18 protein-coding genes are annotated in these 16,124 nt (G+C 73.3%); 9 read left to right on the top strand and 9 right to left on the bottom strand.

The features are described from left to right. Positions 1 to 75 precede the first annotated feature (75 nt). Positions 76 to 930 carry a recombinase family protein gene (locus tag ACZ6NC_RS00090; protein WP_465727264.1) on the top strand — a complete coding sequence of 285 codons (855 nt, stop codon included), beginning with the start codon at positions 76 to 78 and terminating at the stop codon, positions 928 to 930. Positions 931 to 975: 45 nt separating this feature from the next. Here ACZ6NC_RS00090 and ACZ6NC_RS00085 read toward each other — a convergent pair whose 3' ends face one another. The 3 genes from ACZ6NC_RS00085 to ACZ6NC_RS00075 form a co-directional block, all read right to left on the bottom strand. After that, on the bottom strand, positions 976 to 1,191 hold the full coding sequence (locus ACZ6NC_RS00085) for a hypothetical protein (protein WP_465727262.1): 216 nt from the start codon (positions 1,189 to 1,191) through the stop codon (positions 976 to 978). Positions 1,192 to 1,241: 50 nt separating this feature from the next. After that, positions 1,242 to 1,595 (bottom strand): hypothetical protein, encoded by a 354-nt coding sequence (locus ACZ6NC_RS00080; RefSeq protein ID WP_465728279.1) that lies wholly within the window; start codon positions 1,593 to 1,595, stop codon positions 1,242 to 1,244. A 71-nt stretch (positions 1,596 to 1,666) separates the two neighbouring features. Beyond that, complete coding sequence (locus ACZ6NC_RS00075) at positions 1,667 to 2,374, bottom strand: TetR/AcrR family transcriptional regulator (protein WP_465727260.1); 708 nt, start codon at positions 2,372 to 2,374, stop codon at positions 1,667 to 1,669. Between the two features lie 103 nt (positions 2,375 to 2,477). On the opposite strand from ACZ6NC_RS00075, the gene ACZ6NC_RS00070 reads away from it, so the two are divergent. From ACZ6NC_RS00070 to ACZ6NC_RS00045, 6 genes are all read left to right on the top strand, one after another. After that, positions 2,478 to 2,819, top strand: coding sequence for a darcynin family protein (locus tag ACZ6NC_RS00070; RefSeq protein WP_465727258.1), 342 nt, complete (start codon positions 2,478 to 2,480; stop codon positions 2,817 to 2,819). Next, positions 2,816 to 3,199, top strand: coding sequence for a hypothetical protein (locus ACZ6NC_RS00065; RefSeq protein ID WP_465727256.1), 384 nt, complete (start codon positions 2,816 to 2,818; stop codon positions 3,197 to 3,199). Before ACZ6NC_RS00070 ends, ACZ6NC_RS00065 begins: the two co-directional genes overlap by 4 nt. Further along, positions 3,196 to 3,384 (top strand): hypothetical protein, encoded by a 189-nt coding sequence (locus ACZ6NC_RS00060; RefSeq protein WP_465727254.1) that lies wholly within the window; start codon positions 3,196 to 3,198, stop codon positions 3,382 to 3,384. Before ACZ6NC_RS00065 ends, ACZ6NC_RS00060 begins: the two co-directional genes overlap by 4 nt. Continuing rightward, positions 3,381 to 4,796: a multicopper oxidase family protein gene (locus ACZ6NC_RS00055; RefSeq protein ID WP_465727252.1), complete on the top strand. Its 1,416-nt coding sequence runs from the start codon at positions 3,381 to 3,383 to the stop codon at positions 4,794 to 4,796. The genes ACZ6NC_RS00060 and ACZ6NC_RS00055 overlap by 4 nt, the downstream gene beginning before the upstream one ends. A gap of 361 nt (positions 4,797 to 5,157) precedes the next feature. Beyond that, positions 5,158 to 6,576, top strand: a complete 1,419-nt coding sequence (locus tag ACZ6NC_RS00050) for a family 2B encapsulin nanocompartment shell protein (protein WP_465727250.1) — start codon at positions 5,158 to 5,160, stop codon at positions 6,574 to 6,576. Next, positions 6,563 to 8,023, top strand: coding sequence for a SufS family cysteine desulfurase (locus ACZ6NC_RS00045; protein WP_465727248.1), 1,461 nt, complete (start codon positions 6,563 to 6,565; stop codon positions 8,021 to 8,023). Before ACZ6NC_RS00050 ends, ACZ6NC_RS00045 begins: the two co-directional genes overlap by 14 nt. Before the next feature lie 154 nt (positions 8,024 to 8,177). Here ACZ6NC_RS00045 and ACZ6NC_RS00040 read toward each other — a convergent pair whose 3' ends face one another. Further along, positions 8,178 to 8,894 carry an esterase/lipase family protein gene (locus tag ACZ6NC_RS00040; protein WP_465727246.1) on the bottom strand — a complete coding sequence of 239 codons (717 nt, stop codon included), beginning with the start codon at positions 8,892 to 8,894 and terminating at the stop codon, positions 8,178 to 8,180. A 216-nt stretch (positions 8,895 to 9,110) separates the two neighbouring features. On the opposite strand from ACZ6NC_RS00040, the gene ACZ6NC_RS00035 reads away from it, so the two are divergent. Further along, a complete protein-coding gene (locus ACZ6NC_RS00035; protein ID WP_465727244.1) occupies positions 9,111 to 9,950 on the top strand; it encodes a patatin-like phospholipase family protein in 840 nt (279 codons plus the stop codon). Between the two features lie 20 nt (positions 9,951 to 9,970). Here the strand turns inward: ACZ6NC_RS00035 and ACZ6NC_RS00030 are convergent, their stop codons facing one another. Next, positions 9,971 to 10,615: an FMN-dependent NADH-azoreductase gene (locus tag ACZ6NC_RS00030; RefSeq protein ID WP_465727242.1), complete on the bottom strand. Its 645-nt coding sequence runs from the start codon at positions 10,613 to 10,615 to the stop codon at positions 9,971 to 9,973. A gap of 239 nt (positions 10,616 to 10,854) precedes the next feature. Next, entirely contained in the window at positions 10,855 to 11,790 is a 936-nt protein-coding gene (locus ACZ6NC_RS00025) for an NADP-dependent oxidoreductase (protein ID WP_465727240.1), read from the bottom strand. 80 nt (positions 11,791 to 11,870) lie between these two features. Here ACZ6NC_RS00025 and ACZ6NC_RS00020 point away from each other — a divergent pair, with 80 nt between their 5' ends. Then, a complete protein-coding gene (locus ACZ6NC_RS00020; RefSeq protein ID WP_465727238.1) occupies positions 11,871 to 12,827 on the top strand; it encodes a GlxA family transcriptional regulator in 957 nt (318 codons plus the stop codon). A 39-nt stretch (positions 12,828 to 12,866) separates the two neighbouring features. On the opposite strand, the gene ACZ6NC_RS00015 is transcribed toward ACZ6NC_RS00020, so the two are convergent. From ACZ6NC_RS00015 to ACZ6NC_RS00005, 3 genes are all read right to left on the bottom strand, one after another. Then, positions 12,867 to 13,778 (bottom strand): glutaminase, encoded by a 912-nt coding sequence (locus ACZ6NC_RS00015; protein ID WP_465728277.1) that lies wholly within the window; start codon positions 13,776 to 13,778, stop codon positions 12,867 to 12,869. Between the two features lie 130 nt (positions 13,779 to 13,908). Beyond that, a complete protein-coding gene (gene bla / locus ACZ6NC_RS00010) occupies positions 13,909 to 14,829 on the bottom strand; it encodes a class A beta-lactamase (protein WP_465727236.1) in 921 nt (306 codons plus the stop codon). A gap of 161 nt (positions 14,830 to 14,990) precedes the next feature. Beyond that, positions 14,991 to 15,893, bottom strand: a complete 903-nt coding sequence (locus ACZ6NC_RS00005) for a trypsin-like serine protease (RefSeq protein ID WP_465727234.1) — start codon at positions 15,891 to 15,893, stop codon at positions 14,991 to 14,993. Positions 15,894 to 16,124: the final 231 nt, after the last annotated feature.

Raw genomic sequence — 16,124 nt, 5'->3', positions numbered from 1 at the left:
CTGCGGCGATCATGTTTCATGAGTTGTTGCAAACGACTGGACGTCTGAAACACCCTCATGAAACGCTCCGGGGCTGTGAGCGACGACTTCAAGCGCGTGGAATCGCACGACTGCCCGATGTCCACCTGTGCCGTCCCGGCGGGCTCCCCGTGCCGGACCGGCAAGGGCAAGGTGGCGATCCAGTACCACACCGCCCGCTTCCGCCTCGTGCCGCAGCTCGCCAAGACGCTCAGCGTGCCGACCCCCGCCGTACGGAAACCGGGGTCGGTGTGGACGGAGCTGCCCCGGCCCGTGAGTACCGGCGCCGAACCGGTCGGGCACGTCCGCCTCGGGTACGCCCGCGCCTCGACCGCCCGGCAGTCCCTCGACGCACAGCTCGACTCCCTCGCCGAGGCCGGGGTGACGCGCATCTTCTCGGAGAAGATCTCCACCCGTGCCACGAAGCGCCCCGAGCTGGAGACCGTTGTGAAGCTCGCCGGAGAGATCCGCTCCTCCGGCGTCGCCGTGACCCTCGTCGTTCACGAGCACAAGCGGCTCGGCCGCGGCATCGAGCTCGCCATGCTTGCCGAGGAGCTGAAGGCGAGCGACGTCGGCCTGGAGTTCCTCACCGGGGAGCTGAAGGGCTCGCACGACCCGTCCGGCATCGTGTTCACCGTGCTGGCGGCCATGTCCGGGATGGAGCGCGAGTACATCCGTGACCGCACCCTCGAAGGCCACGAGTCCGCCCGCAAGCGAGGCAAGACCATCGGTGGCGCGGGCGTCACCGACGAAGACATGCTGTCCATGGCCCTCCACCTGCGCGACCAGGAGATGAGTCTGCGCGACATTGCCAAGCGGCTCGTCATCACCACGGGCGCGAAGAAGGGCCACCACCCCTCGCCCGCCACCGTCATGCGGATGCTCCGCGAACACGACGAGCAGGCCGCGTGACGGCGAGCACGTGATCACCCCGCTACTTTGCGGCTGGTGTCTGGGCTAGGACTCCGGGGCCAGGTCGAGGAGTCGCTGTCGAATGGCGGCCCCACGGGCGGCGGCGACCGGGATGCCGATCTCGCGCAGGAGAGCGGACAGGTGGTCGGGACGGCCGGGCTGGCCCGCCCGGCGGCCGGGGAAGAGCCAGCGCGATGCCTGGTTGGTGGCGGTGTCCATGTTGTCGAGGTCCGCGATGTATGCCAGCAGCAGGGCTGCCACTGGCGCGGGGACGGGAGAGGCCGGCGCATGCCGTACAGATCGATGAGCCGTCAACGGGGTGAAGCCCAGGGAGGGCATGGTCCTGGCCGCATCCGAGGCAGGTACCTCGTGTTCGCGCCGCGCGGTCCGAACAGGTCCGGCAGACATATCCGTCCGGCCAGGTGCCGGCCTTGTGTCTGCGGCGGCAGCACTCGGCCATGAACCAGCGTTCGTACTGCTCGTCGGTGGCGTATGAGCGGCTCATGCGTCGGGAAGGATGCGGGCCGCGCGGGACCGCAGTTTGGCGACGTTCGCCGGCGGGGCGGCAGGTCGCCGGTCGCGGTCTTGCGGATCCCGGCGTTCTCCGCAGTGGTGGCCACCAGGTCGGCCGGTGTGCAGGACCGGATGTCGCAGAGCGCGGACAGGACCTGCAGCGACAGCCGTTCGGGCGTCCCGGAGACCAGGCGGTGGACCTGGAAGGCCGAGCCCTGGCCAGTCAGGCAAGCCTGCAGAGCGATCCGACCACGTCGTTCAGGGCCTGTTCGAAGAAGGGCTCGGGGTCGGCGAGGGTGAAGTCCAGGTGGCCGAAGACCTCCAGGGCGACGAGGCCGTAGATGCGGGTCCAGGCCTGGACGAAGCGGTGGAGAACGGGCAGCGGGATGTCGTCGGTGAGGTGCTCCCGCAGGTCGTCGAACTGAGTCCACCAGGCCGGGACGGGTTCATCGGCGGCAGGGGGCCGAACGGTGCCCTCGCGCCACAGCTGGGTCATCAGGCCGAGGAAGACCTGGCCGAAGCGCCAGCCCGCGTCGTGGGCCGGGTCCCGCGGTGCGGTTCCGGCGTCCGCGATGGGCTTGCCGAAAAGCAGGGTGAACTCGCTGCGGTGGGCCAGCGACCAGCGGCGCAGGGCGCGGGCGGCTGCCGCGAGCCGGTCGGCGGTCGGCACGTCGGGGTGGGCGTCGCGGGCGGTTTCGAGGTCGGTGGCCAGGTCGCGGTAGAGGTCGGCGACGACGGCCTGGACGAGGGCGCGGTGGTCGGGGAAGTAGCGGCACACCCCGGGTGCGGTCATGCCGACCTCGCGGGCGGTGGCGCGCAGGGTGAGCGCGGTCGGCCCGTCGTCGGCGAGCAGGCGCCGGGCGGCGGTGAGGATCTCCGCCGCGGTCTGCTCGCGCTGGCGCTCGCGGCGGGTGGGCGGCTGGTCGGGCATCCCGTCTCCATTTGACTTTGCTGACACTGTCAGCTGTAGCTTACACCGTCAGCATTTCAGGGCGTGGGGCGGACCCACGCCCCGTCAGCCTGGGGGATCCCCGATGTACATGGTCATGCTCGGCTACTCGTTCTCGCCGCAGTGGCTCGCCCTGCCCCGCTCCGAGCGGCAGCGGCTCAAGGCGGCCCACATCGCGCCGTTGGTGGAGAAGTACGCGGACCGGGTGCGGGCCCGGTTCTTCGACGCCGAGGCGTTCCAGGCCAGGTTCAGTGACTTCGCGCTGTTGGAGACGGCCGACCTGGCGGCCTACTACTTCCTCATCGAGGAGCTGCGGGACACCCCGCTGGTCGGCCAGGGCTACCTGACGTTCAAGGACGTCGTGCTCGGCATCGAGGACGGCCACGAGCACTTCGAGCGCAGCCTCGCCGCCGGGGCCACCGCATGAGCGCGCCGATCACCCTGATCCGCGCCCTTGCGTGCGCGTTCCTCCTCGACACCCTCGCCCAGGCGGCACTCGCCGGCCTGTTCGTCACCGGCAACGTCGACCTGCTCGCCTGGCACGACGCGAACGCCCAGCTCCTCGCCGCCCTCGCCGCGCTCCTGCTCGGCGCAGCCGTCCTGCTGAGGCTTCGCGGCGGCGGCGGCCCGGCCTGGCCGATCGCGGCGACCGGTGCCCTGCTGGTTCTGGTGCTGGGGCAGCAGGGCCTCGGACAGGCCCGTATCCTCGCCGGGCACATCCCGCTCGCGCTGGCGATCTTCGGCACCGCCAGCGTGCTGACCTGCTGGTCCTTCACCTATCGCCCCGCTCCCGGGGAGGCATCGTGAGGCCACGGCTGTCCCGCCGCAGCGCGCTCGGGCTCCTCGCCGGGGCCGGCGCCGCCGTCACCCTCGGCGCCGCCGGCTACGGCCGGCTCGCCCGGCCGACCACCGGACGACTGCTGCCCAGCACCGCCGAACTCCCCCGCCGTTCCGGGTCCCGCCGCCGATCCCGTCCACCGCCCGACCGGTGACGACCGACGGCGGCCGGGACGTCCACGAGGTGACGCAGCGCGAGGCCCAGGTGGAGATCCTGCCCGGCCTGAAGACCACCGTCTGGGGCTACGACGGCAGCTTCCCCGGCCCCACCTTCGTCGGGCGCCGGGGCCGACCGATCTCGGTGCGGGTGCGCAACCAGCTGCCGGTGCCGACCTCCACCCACCTGCACGGCGGCATCACCACCCCAGACTCCGACGGCTACCCCACCGACCTCCTGCTGCCCGTCGGCTGCGGCAACCCCGCCCGCCCCTCCGGCGGCTGGACCCCCGCCGCCGCCCACGGCGGGCACGTCGCACCCGGGGACTGGCAACTACACGAGGGCGAGAAGACGTACGAGTACCCGCTCGACCAGCAAGCCGCCACGCTCTGGTACCACGACCACCGGATGGACTTCTCCGGCCCGCAGGTCTGGCGCGGCCTTGCCGGGTTCTTCCTCGTCCACGACGACACCGAGCAGGCACTGCCGCTGCCGAGCGGCGAGCGCGACATCCCGCTGATGCTCTGCGACCGCTCCTTCGCCGCCGACGGCTCCCTGCTCTACCCCTCCCTGGACGAGTCCTGCACCGGCACCCCCGGGGTCCGGGACGCCTACGCGGCCGGCGTGCTCGGCGACGTCCTGCTCGTCAATGGCGCACCCTGGCCCGCCCTGGAGGTCGCCGCCGCCCGCTACCGCTTCCGGCTGCTCAACGCCTCCAACGCCCGCCGCTACCGGCTCGCCCTCGAAACCGACAACCGTCCGGCCGGGCCCTTTGTCCAGATCGGCAGCGACGCCGGCCTGCTGGAACGCCCGGTCGCCCACGAGGCGATCACGCTCGCCCCGGCCGAACGCTTCGACGTCGTCGTCGACTTCACCGCCCGCCCGCCCGGCAGCGAGGTCGTCCTCATCAACACCCTCGGCGAAGGCCGCATGCGCCAGGTGATGAAGTTCCGCGTCACCCACCGGGACAAGGACGACAGCGCGATCCCCACCCGCCTGGTCCCCGCGGCGCCGCAACCCGGGCGGGAACAGGCTGCGGCGGTACGGCACTTCGACTTCCGCCGCACCGAGGCCGGCGACGACAGGTCCATGTGGACCATCAACGGCCGCCCCTTCACCACCGCCGACACCTGGGCCACCCCACGCTTGGACACCGTCGAACTGTGGCGGCTGAGCAGCGACTTCCACCACCCCGTCCACCTGCACCTCGCCCAGTTCCGGGTCCTCACCCGGGGCGGGAAGCCGCCTGCGGCCACCGACGCGGGCTGGAAGGACACCGTGGACGTCCGCCCGTACGAGGTCATGGAGGTCCTGGTCCGCTTCCGCGGGCACCGGGGACGGTACATGCTCCACTGCCACAACCTCGAACACGAGGACATGGCGATGATGGCCAACTTCGACATCGTCTAGCCGGCCGTCCCGCTGCGATGGCCCCGGCCGGCCGCCGCAGGAAATCCGCGACGACGACCGCCAGGGCCGCACCCGCGCCAAAGCCCCCCCCCCGACGGCTCCCGCACGCACGGCCATCTCAAAGTCCGACTTTCGAACATCTCACACCGGCTTATGGATAGGTTCATTCGTTCGAGTGAGTTTGGCGAGGGCCCACATCCGATGTTCTGCACCGGAACCAATTGCCCCTCATCGAACACGCTCACGCCCCCTCGGCACGGCCGGAACAATCGTCGCGGCGGGTCGGCGACAGCCCGGTCCGCCCTCTCCCGCAGCGGGCCTGACGCCCACTCAGTTCTCCCGACCAGAACAGGGAACAGCCATGACGACCGAGACCGTTCAGCAGAGTCAGCAGAGCCGGCAGAGTCTCAGCACCTCCGCCGCCAGGAACCTGGCCACCACCACCAAGACCGCGCCGCAGATGCTCGGGATCACCCCCCGCTACCTGCTGCGCGCCATGCCCTGGGTGGATCTGGAGGCCGGTGTCTACCGGGTCAACCGCCGCCGGGGCTTCATCCTCGGCGACGGGTTGATCAGCACCTACGTCGACGGCGACGGAGCCTCCCGGGTGATCGCCGAGGACCTGCGCGAGCTGCCCTTCCTCAGCCAGGTGGACAGCCCGGTGCTCACCGCCCTCGCCAACGGGTTCGTCGAGCGCGAGGTCGCGCCCGGCGAGCTGATCGTCGACACCGGCACCCCCACCGAGCAGTTGCACATCATCGCCTTCGGACGCGCCGAGAAGCGCGCCACCGGGGAGTACGGCTCGGATGCCCTGCTCACCGTCCTGGGCGACGGCGACTTCTTCGACGCCACCACCTGGGCCGACGGCACCCCGATGACCTACCGGGTGAAGGCGGTCAGCGCGTGTACCGTCCTCTCCCTCGACCGCCGGATGCTCACCGAACTCGCCGACCGCGAGCCGTCGTTGCGCGCCCAGCTGGACGCCTTCCGCGCCGACGGCCGGCAGCCCGCCGACCGCGAGCACCCGATCGACCTCACCTCGGGCCACTCCGGCGAGCCGTACCTGCCGGAGACCTTCGTGGACTACGAGGAAGCCCCCCGCGAGTACGAGCTGAGCATCGCGCAGACCGTCCTCAAGGTGCACACCCGGGTCTCGGACGTGTACAGCTCCACGATCGACCAGGTCCAGGCGCAGCTGCGGCTCACCACCGAGGCGCTCCGCGAGCGCCAGGAGTGGGAGATGCTCAACCACCCCGAGTACGGGCTGCTCAACAACGTCGTGCCGAACCAGCGCGTGCGCACCCGCAAGGGCGCTCCGACCCCGGACGACATGGACGAGCTGCTCGCCCGGGTCTGGAAGCAGCCGGCGTTCTTCCTCGCCCACCCGCGGGCGATCGCCGCGTTCGGGCGTGAGTGCACCCGGCGCGGGGTGCCGCCGCAGATCGTGGAGCTCTTCGGCAGTCCGTTCCTGACCTGGCGCGGCGTGCCGCTGCTGCCCTCCGACAAGCTCGACCTGAAGGGCTCGGCCAGCTCCGTGCCCGGCACCACCAACATCCTGCTGATGCGGGTCGGCGAGGACCGCCAGGGCGTGGTGGGCCTGCGTCCGTCGAAGGTCCCGGACGAGGTGGAGCCGGGCCTCTCGGTGCGGGCGATGGGCGTCGACCGGCAGGCCATCACCTCGTACCTGGTGACCAGCTACTTCTCGGCCGCCGCGTTGGTGGACGATGCCATCGCCGTGCTCCAGAACGTCGAGGTGTCGAACTACCATGACTACTCCTGACGGATTCGGGCGCGGCACCGGACTGGCCGGAGTGGGTCAGCCCCCGTCCGGCACCGGCCATCCGACCGGCCATGCGACCGGCCTCGCCCCGGGCGAGGTCCCACTGCCCGCGGCCCTCGCCCACGCGGCCGGCGGTCCCCGGTACTGGCTGCCTCCGCAGCCGGGCCCGGTGGCCGGGACCGCTCCCGCCGCCCCGCTCCCCGCGCCGCCGGCCGCGCCGCCCGGCGGGTTCGACGTCGAGGCCGTCCGGCGGGACTTCCCCCAGCTGCACCGGGAGGTGAACGGCCGCCCGCTGGTCTGGCTCGACAACGGGGCCACCACGCTCAAGCCGCGTCAGGTCGTCGAGGCGGTCGCAGAGCACTACTCGATGGGCACCTCCAACGTCCACCGCGGTGCGCACACCCTCGCCCAACAGGCCACCCAGGTCTACGAGGAGGGGCGCGAGGAGGCCGCCAAGCTGCTCGGCACGGGGGACGCCGGCGAGATCGTCTTCGTCCGGGGCACCACCGAGGCCGTCAACCTGGTGGCGCAGTCCTGGGGCCGAGCCAACCTGGGCGTGGGCGACGAGATCCTGATCTCGGCGGCCGAGCACCATTCCAACCTGGTGCCCTGGCAGCTGATCGCCAAGGAGCGCCGGGCGCGGATCCGGCAGATCCCGCTGCTCCCCGACGGGCGGCTGGACCAGGACGCCTACCGGGACCTGCTCGGCTCACGCACCAAGCTCGTCGCGCTCACCCACGCCTCGAACGTGCTGGGGACGGTCCCGCCGGTGGCCGAGATGACGGCGCTGGCGCACCGGTACGGCGCCCGCGTGCTGGTGGACGGCGCGCAGGCGGTGAGTCACTTCCCGGTGGACGTCACCGAGCTGGACGCCGACTTCTACGCCTTCTCAGGGCACAAGATCTTCGCCCCGACCGGCATCGGCGTGCTCTTCGGCAAGCGCGAGCTGCTGGAGGCCATGCCTCCGTGGCAAGGCGGTGGCAACATGATCGACTCGGTGGGCTTCGAGGAGACCTCCTACGCCCCCGTCCCGCACCGGCTGGAGGCGGGCACCGGCCACATCGCCGGGGTCGCCGGGCTGCGAGCGGCCCTGCGGTACCTGGCCGGGCTGGACCGTCCGGCCGCCGCCGCGTACGAGGAGCAACTCACCGCGTACGCCATGGGCGCGCTGGCAACCGTTCCCGGGCTCCGGCTGATCGGCGACGCGCCGGGGAAGATCGGCGTGCTGACCTTCCTGCTCCCCGGCACCGACCCGACCGCCCTCGCCGGGGCGCTCGACCAACAGGGGATCGCGGTGCGCGCCGGGCACCACTGCGCGCAGCCGGCACTGGCCGCCTTCGGCCTGCAGAGTGCGGTACGGGCCTCGTTGGCCCTCTACAACACCGTGCACGACGTCGACGCCCTGGTGTCCGCCCTCCAGGGGATCCAGGCGGCCTCGACGGAGTAGGCCGGGGCACCATCACCACCAGGGCACCATCACCGCGGCACCATCAGGAGGGTGTCCGGCTCGTCGGTCGTCACCACGATGCCGGACGCCCTCCTGCGCGCTCGGAGCACACTGCCGAGATCGCCCCGGTTCGGGACCACCGGGCCGGCACCCGTCAGGACGCCAGGGCCTCGCGGACACGGGACGCGACTGCCGGGTCGGTGAGGAGGTCGTTGTGCTTGAGGCAGCCGACCTGGACGTTGACGGCCCCGGTCAGGCGGGTGCTCTCCGGCGGGGTGATCTGCTCGTCGCAGGCCGACCAGAGGGTCGTGTACCGCACCGGTGACGGGGTCTCGGTGCCGCCGTTGAGGCGGGTCACGACGTACGAGCCGGGGGTCATGTCCCGGCAGCCCTGGTCCCAGAGGGCGCAGAGCCAGGCGAGCGTGGTGCCGTGGTTGGGGCCGGCCAGGGACACCCAGTGCGCGGCCTTCCCGCCTCCGCCGCCGAACTTGACGTACCAGCGGCTCGGCAGGCTGCCGAGGGAGTGGGCCACGAGGTCCACCCGGGCGGCGCCGGTCTGCTGCAGCACGCTGTCGACGTAGGCGGCCAGCCGGTCGGCGAGCACCTCGTTGGTGGACTGCGAGCTGTCGTAGCTCCAGGCGAACAGCCGGTCGGCCGGGTAGCCGGCGGCCTCGAAGGAGGCGATCATGCCGCCCCAGACACCAGGCCCGGCGTTGCGGCCGTGGACGAAGACCACCGGGTCCGGTCGGACTGCCGCCCCCGCCGGTCCGGCTGCGGGCGGTCCGACTGCGGGCGCTTCGGCTGCCGCCGGTCCGGCGGCCGCTGCCGCAGCGACGAGGAGCGAGAACAGGAGCGCGGTCACGCGGCGCACGGGGCGACCCCCACCATCGGTCATGAACGGGACAACATGCCACCGGGAATCCTGGTCCGCCGCCTCCCCGCCCAAACTCCCGGCCGGCACGGCGTCCCGCTCGGCGCCCGGCTCGGCGCCGCCGGCGCTTACCGGGGAGTGCTCCCCGGTATTGGTGCTATCGTCGGCCAGGTAAACGGGGAGTTGTCCCCGGTTCATCTGGGAGGAGCTGCACCCATGGCTGACACCGCTCTCGTCCTCGGTGGTGGCGGAACGCTCGGCGGGGCCTGGGAGATCGGCCTGCTCGCCGGGCTCGCCGAGGCCGGGATCGACCTCACCGGCGCCGACACCGTGATCGGCACCTCGGCCGGCTCGATCATCGGCGCCCGGCTGGCGTCGGGCGTCGAGCTCGAGGAGCTGTACGAGGGGCAGCTCGCCGGTGCCCCCGTCATCGAGGTGACGGTCACGCTGGGCCAGACCGCCCGGTTCCTCTGGGCGGCGCTCGGCTCGCGCGACCCACAGCGCTCCGTCGAACGCCTTGCGCGCGCCGCCCTCACCTCCCGCACGGCCCCGGAGTCCGCCGTCTTCGAGGCGGTCGGCGCCCTGCTCGAAGGCGTCCGGCAGTGGCCCGCCCGCGATCTGCGCCTGACCGCGGTCGACACCCGGACCGGCGCCCTGGAGGTGTTCGACGCGACCTCGGGCGTGCCCCTGCCCGAGGCGGTCGCCGCGAGCTGCGCCGTCCCGGTGGTCTGGCCGCCGGTGACCGTCGCCGGGCGGCGCTGGATGGACGGCGGCAGCCGCTCGACCAGCAACGTCCACCTGGCCCGCGGGCACGCCCGGGTGGTCGCCCTCTCCCCGATCCCCAAGGCCGTCGGCCCGCACTCGCACGCCGTGGCCCAGGGCGCCGGCCTCGCCGCCGAGGGCGCCCGGAGCATCGTCCTGACCCCCGATCCGGCCGCCCGCCGCGTCTTCGGCCGCAACATGCTGGATGCGTCCCGCCGGCCGGACGCCGCCCGCGCCGGACGCGCCCAGGCCGCCGCCTGCGCGGAAGCCGTGGCCGCCGTCTGGCGGGGCTGAGGCCGCCGCCGGACGCCCGGTCAGCGGGCCAGGCCCCCGAGGGTCTCGTACGCCGCCGCCAGCGACTTCTCGGCCAGCGGCCTGAGGGCGGCCATCTGCGGCACGACCGCCGCCATGGTCAGCTCGGCGTGCACGAAGCTCAGGTCGTCCGCGAGGCCGATCGAGCCGAGGACGGCCCGCAGGTACGGCTCCTGGTGGTCCCACCCCTCGCGGGGCGTACCCGGCGCGTACGAGCCGCCGCGGGCCGAGACCACCACCACGGACTTGCCGGCCAGCGGCCCGGGACCGCCACCGGGGGCCACCATGTGGGCCGGGGTCACGAGGCGGTCCAGCCACGCCTTGACCGTGGACGGGATCGAGTAGTTGTACATCGGCACGCCGATGACCAGTGCGGTCGCCCCGCGCACCTCGGCGGTCAACGCCTCGGTCAGAGCCCGCTCCTGCGGGGGCTCACCGTGGTCGCCGCTCGGGTCGAGCAGGGCCTCGCGGACGGCGTGCGTGATGTGCGGGACCGGCTCGGCCGCCAGGTCGCGGTAGACGTAACCGCCCTCCGGGTGGTTGCGGCGCCACTCCGCGGCGAAGTGGGCGGACAGCTCCCGGGACGCGGACCCGGTCCGGCGAATACTCGCGTCGAGGTGCAGCAGCGAAGGCAGAGGGGATGGCATGGCAGTGTCCTCGGGGTACCGGCGGGATCGGATCGGAGCAGCACCGCCGACAGGGGCCGCGGTGCGTGAGGACGACCGTAGAGATTGACGCCGACGTCAACGCAAGCCCGAGACGTCGACTCAGGCGCGACCCCGGCCGACAACACCGCGCACTTCGACATCGCCGTGCAGTAACCGCCGGGGAGCGGCGCGGCACGGCGGCCGTCCTGCCCGGGCGGGCAGGACGGCCGCACCTGTGCCTACTCGGCGACGGTCAGCACGACCTTGCCGGTCACCCGGCCGGTGTCGCCCAGCTCGTGGCCCTTGGCGGCCTGGGCGAGCGGGAAGACGGCCTCGACCACGGCCCGCAGCCGGCCCTCGGTGACCAGGTCGGCGAGCGCCTGCATGCCGGCCTGGTCGGCCTCGACCAGCAGCGGGTAGGCCCGCACGCCGCGGGCGGCCGCCTGCGCGCCGAGGCCCTCGGGCATCGAGGTGATCGCGATGGTGACCAGCTGGCCGCCCGGCTTGAGGGTGGCGAGGGAGCGGCTCGCGGTGTCACCGCCGAGGGTGTCGAAGACCAGGTCGACCGGGTCGATCGCGGTGAAGTCCTCGGTCCGGTAGTCGATCACCTCGTCCGCGCCCAGCTCGCGCAGCAGTGCGTGCTTGGGGGCGCTGGCCGTGCCGATCACGTACGCGCCGCGCGCCTTGGCGATCTGCACGGCGAAGTGGCCCACGCCGCCCGCCGCGGCGTGGATCAGGACCCGCTGGCCGGGCTGGACGTCCGCCGCGTCCACCAGGACCTGCCAGGCGGTGAGGGCGGCCAGCGGGATCGCGCCGGCGTGGACGTGGTCGATCCCGGCCGGCTTGCGCACCAGCGCACGGGCCGGCGCCACGACGTACTCGGCGAACGAGCCGACGCCGTACGGGTAGGGCAGCATCCCGAAGACCTCGTCGCCGGGCCGGTGGATCGTGACGCCGGGGCCGGTGGCCTCGACCACGCCGGAAACGTCCCAGCCGAGCACCAGCGGGAAGGTGCCGAGGAAGCCGGTCAGCCGGCGGTGCTTCCAGTCGGTCGGGTTCATGCCCGCCGCGTGGACGCGGACGAGCACCTCGGAGGGGCCGGGCACCGGGCGGTCGATCTCGACCTCCCGCAGTACCTCGGTGCCGCCGTGGGTGTCCTGGGTAATGGCCTTCATCGTTGTCATGCATCCAGGATGTCCCGGGCCCGACCTGCGCGAATAGCGGCCCGGAGGTCATCATGTGCAAGGATTGGGCCATGCATCGCGTTGTCGTTCTGGCCCTCGACGGGGTCATCCCGTTCGAGCTGAGCCTCGCCTCCCGACTCTTCGGCACCGCCACGGACGCCGACGAGCGGCACCTCTACGAGGTGGTCACCTGCTCGCTGGACGGCCGGCCGGTCCGCACCGCCGCCGACTTCTCCATCACCGTCGAGCGCGACTGCTCCGTCCTGGCCGAGGCCGACACCGTGATCGTGCCGGCGTCCGAGGAGTTCGCCGCGATCACCGACCGGCAGTCCATGCCGCCCGGCGCCGCCGAGGCGCTGGCGCTGCTGCGCCCGGACACCCGGATCGCGGGCATCTGCATCGCCACCTTCCTGCTCGCCGCGGCCGGTCTGCTCGACGGCCGCGCCGCGGCCACCCACTGGCGCCACGCCGACCACTTCCGGCGGCACTACCCCCAGGTCGACCTCGCCCCCGACGTCCTGTTCGTGGACACCGGGCGCATCCTGACCTCGGCCGGCGCGGCCGCCGGCATCGACCTGATCCTGCACCTGATCCGCGCCGACCACGGCAGCGCCATCGCCAACCAGGTCGCCCGGCGCTGCGTCGTCCCGCCGCAGCGCGAGGGCGGCCAGGCGCAGTACGTGGAGCGGCCGGTGCCGGCCAGTACGGACGCCGGGACCTCCGCCACCCGCGCCTGGGCGCTCGACCGGCTCCACGAGCCGCTCCAGCTCACCGACCTCGCCGACCACGCGGGCATGAGCCGGCGCACCTTCACCCGGCGGTTCCGGGCCGAGGTCGGGCTCAGCCCGGGGCAGTGGCTGACCCAGCAGCGCGTCGACCTGGCCCGGCACCTGCTGGAGAGCAGCGACCTGACGGTCAACCGGATCGCCGAACGCGTCGGCTTCGGCACCGGTGCCTCCCTGCGCCAGCACCTCCACACCGCGATCGGCGTCCCGCCGGGCACGTACCGGCGGACCTTCCGGAGCTGACGCCGAACCCTCCTCCCGCGGGCCGGACCCGGGCGGGCCTCAGAACACCGACCATCCCGTCGCCGTGGTGAGCGCGTCCAGGGCCGCGACGCCGAGCACCGAGTTCCCGGCGGCGTCCAGGCCCGGGCTCCAGACGCAGACCGTGCCCCGGCCCGGCAGCACCGCCAGCACGCCCCCGCCCACACCGCTCTTGCCCGGCAGCCCCACCCGGTAGGCGAACTCCCCGGCCGCGTCGTACGTCCCGCAGGTGAGCAGCACCGCGTTGATCCGCTTGGCCTCGCTGCGCGACAGCAGCCGGGAGCCGTCGGCCCGTATGCCGTGCCGGGCGAGGAAGAGCCCGGCCAGGGCGAGGTCGCGGCAGCTCGCCTCGACCGCGCAGTGCGCGTAGTAGTGCGCGAGGACGCTGTCCACCGGGTTGCGCAGGTTGCCGTAGCTGGCCATGAAGTGGGCCATGGCGGCGTTGCGGTGGCCGTGCTGGGCCTCGGAGGAGGCCACCGAGTCGTCCACCGCGACGGCCGGGTTGCCGGACTCCGCGCGCAGGAACTCGCGGACCGCGCCCACCGCGTCGCCGGTCAGCTTCAGCAGCCGGTCCGTCACGACCAGCGCGCCCGCGTTGATGAACGGGTTGCGCGGGATCCCGTGCTCGGACTCCAGCTGCACCAGGGAGTTGAAGGGATTGCCGGAGGGCTCGCGGCCGACGCCCACCCAGAGGCCGTCGCCGCCCTCCGCCAGGGCCAGGGCGAGGGTGAAGAGCTTCGACACCGACTGGATCGAGAACGGGTGCTGCCAGTCCCCCGCCCCGTACACCTCGCCGTCCACGGTGGCGATCGCCATCCCGAAGGCCGTCGGGTCGGCCTTCGCGAGCGCCGGGATGTAGTCGGCGACCCGCCCCCGCTCCGGCGCCCGGCGGGCCGCCTCCATCGCATCCTGCAACAACACCTGGTAGTCCACATCGTTCACGCGGACATTGTGGTCCACCACTGGCGGCCCGGGTCAAAGCCGGGCCCGGGCCGGCCGGGGGCGCCGGCCCGGGAGTACCGCCGGCGGCCGGTGAGCGCGGCGCCGTCAGTGAGCGCGGCCGTCAGGTGAGCACCGGCGCGAGCAGCCTGGCCGTCTGCTCGACGAGCAGGTTGTCGCTGGGCCCGGCGGCCGCGTGGGTGGTGGTCAGCACCGCCAGCACGATCGGCGGCCCGGCCGGGGGCCAGACGACGCCCACGTCGTTCGCCACCCCGTACGAACTCCCGCCGCCGGTCTTGTCCGCCAGCGTCCAGTCCTTCGGCAGACCGGCCCGGAACCGTGCGGTGTTGGTCGTGTTGGCGATCAGCCAGCCGGTCAGACGTGCACGGTCGCGGGGCGGGAGCACGTCACCGAGGACGAGGCGCGCGAACGTCGCCGCGATGGCGCGGGGGCTGGTCGTGTCGGTCGTGCGCCACGGCTCCGCCGAGTTGAGCTGGGGCTCCCAGCGGTCGAGCCGCGTCCGACCGTCCCCGACCGAGCGGCAGAACCGGGTGACGGCCGTGGGGCCGCCCAGCTCACGGAGGACGAGGTTGGCGGCGGCGTTGTCGCTCTGGCTGACGGCGGCCGCGCACAGCTGCTCGACGGTCATGCCGTTGGCGAGGTTCGCCTCCTTGCCCGTCTCCGGGCCGTAGCCCGAGTCCTTCACCTCCTGCTCGGTGTAGCGGATCCGCTTGGCCAGGAACTCGCCGTCCTGGTCGAGGTCGCGCAGCACCGCCGCGGCCGCGACAGCCTTGAAGACCGAACAGAGCGGGAACAGCTCGTCCGCGCGGTACAGCACCGTCGCCCCCGTGGCCGTGTTGCGGGCGAACACCCCGAGCCGGGCGGCGTGTTCCCGCTCCAGCGCGGCCAGCTCCCGGGTGACCGCCTCGCCGGCGGGCGCCGAGGCGTAGGCCCGCCCGCCCGAGAACAGGCCTCCGGCCAGCACCGCCCCGGCGCCGACGGTCAGCACCGAACGGCGGGACGGACGTGCTCCTGTGGTCCCCATCAACGTCTCCTTCTCCCGTGTGGTCGCGTCTACGATCAACACGCCACGAGGAGGCAGGAAGTTCCACCCGGGCCCCGAAGGAGTGACCGCCGTCCGCCGGACAGGGTCCGGCGGACGGCGCGGCGGACGAGGCGGATCGGCGGGCGGTTCGGCGCCCCCCGTCAGGGGAGCGCGACGAACGGCGCGAGGAACGCCCGCGCGGCCGGAGCGTCGAGCCGGTACGACACGTTGGTCGCGTAGCAGGGCCCGTCCCCGGTGATGGTCGTCGCGACCAGCAGGAACCGGCCGCCGATCTCGGCGAAGTTCGGGCCGCCGGAGTCCCCGTAGCAGGCGCCGCCGTTGCCCTGCGGCGCGGTCATCGCCAGCCGCACCCACGGCGCGTTCAGCGCATCGAACGTCACGGGGGCCTTCATCCGGACGCCACCGCCCGGATGGGTCTGCCCGCCCGGTCCGCGCTGCGCCTCCTGGGTGCCGTAGCCGACCACCTGGAAGGACGTCGCGTTCAGCCCCTGCGGTCCGAGCCCGTCGAGCCGGCCCGCCGTGGGCAGGGCGGCCGGGGTGAACGCCCAGCGCGCGGCGACCGCCCGCGCGGGCAGCTGGATCACGGCGATGTCGTGCGGGTCGGAGGACGGACCCGGGTACGCGGGGTCCTGGTGCGCGACCCCCTCCACGGCGACCGCCGAGGCGACCGCGGCCGGGTCTCCGGGGTGCGCAGCCGCGGCGACGTCGAGGGCGGACTGCACGTCCTGCCCGAGGGAGACGTAGAAGCGGGCGCCGGCCGGCCAGTCGCTGGTGCAGTGCGCGGCGGTGAGGAACGTGTCGCGGTCCACCATGGTGCCCGAGCACATCCAGTCCACCCGGTCTGCGGTGGCGGCGTTCCCGTCGTCGTCCCACTGCACCACCAGCGCCCCGACCTCGGTGCGCTCGGGCGCGGACGTGGCGTTGTACGAGTTGATCGCGGCGGCGGGGCCCGCGAGCGCGGCGAGCAGACCCGCGCAGGCCGCGGCCGTACCGACGGCGACGCCGGCCCGTCTGAGCCGGGCCGGGGTTCTCGTGCTGTCCATGATTCGGATCTCCTTCCGGGCCGCCGGATCCCCGGCGGCCTCACCTGGTGTCACCCGGTCTTCCCGATCGACCGATCGACCGGTTGACCGGTTGACCGGTTGTGGTCCCGTCGACGTCGTGGTCCGTCGACGAGCGCCGGGGGGGGGGGGGGGGGGGGGGGGGGGGGGGGGGGGGGGGGGGGGGGGGGGGGGGGGGGGGGGGGGTGAGGGGGGGGGGGGGGGGGGGAAGCA

This window comes from Kitasatospora sp. NPDC041988 (assembly GCF_055588525.1).
Note: the sequence above shows the minus strand (reverse complement) of the source record. Positions and strands in the feature narration are given on the sequence as shown.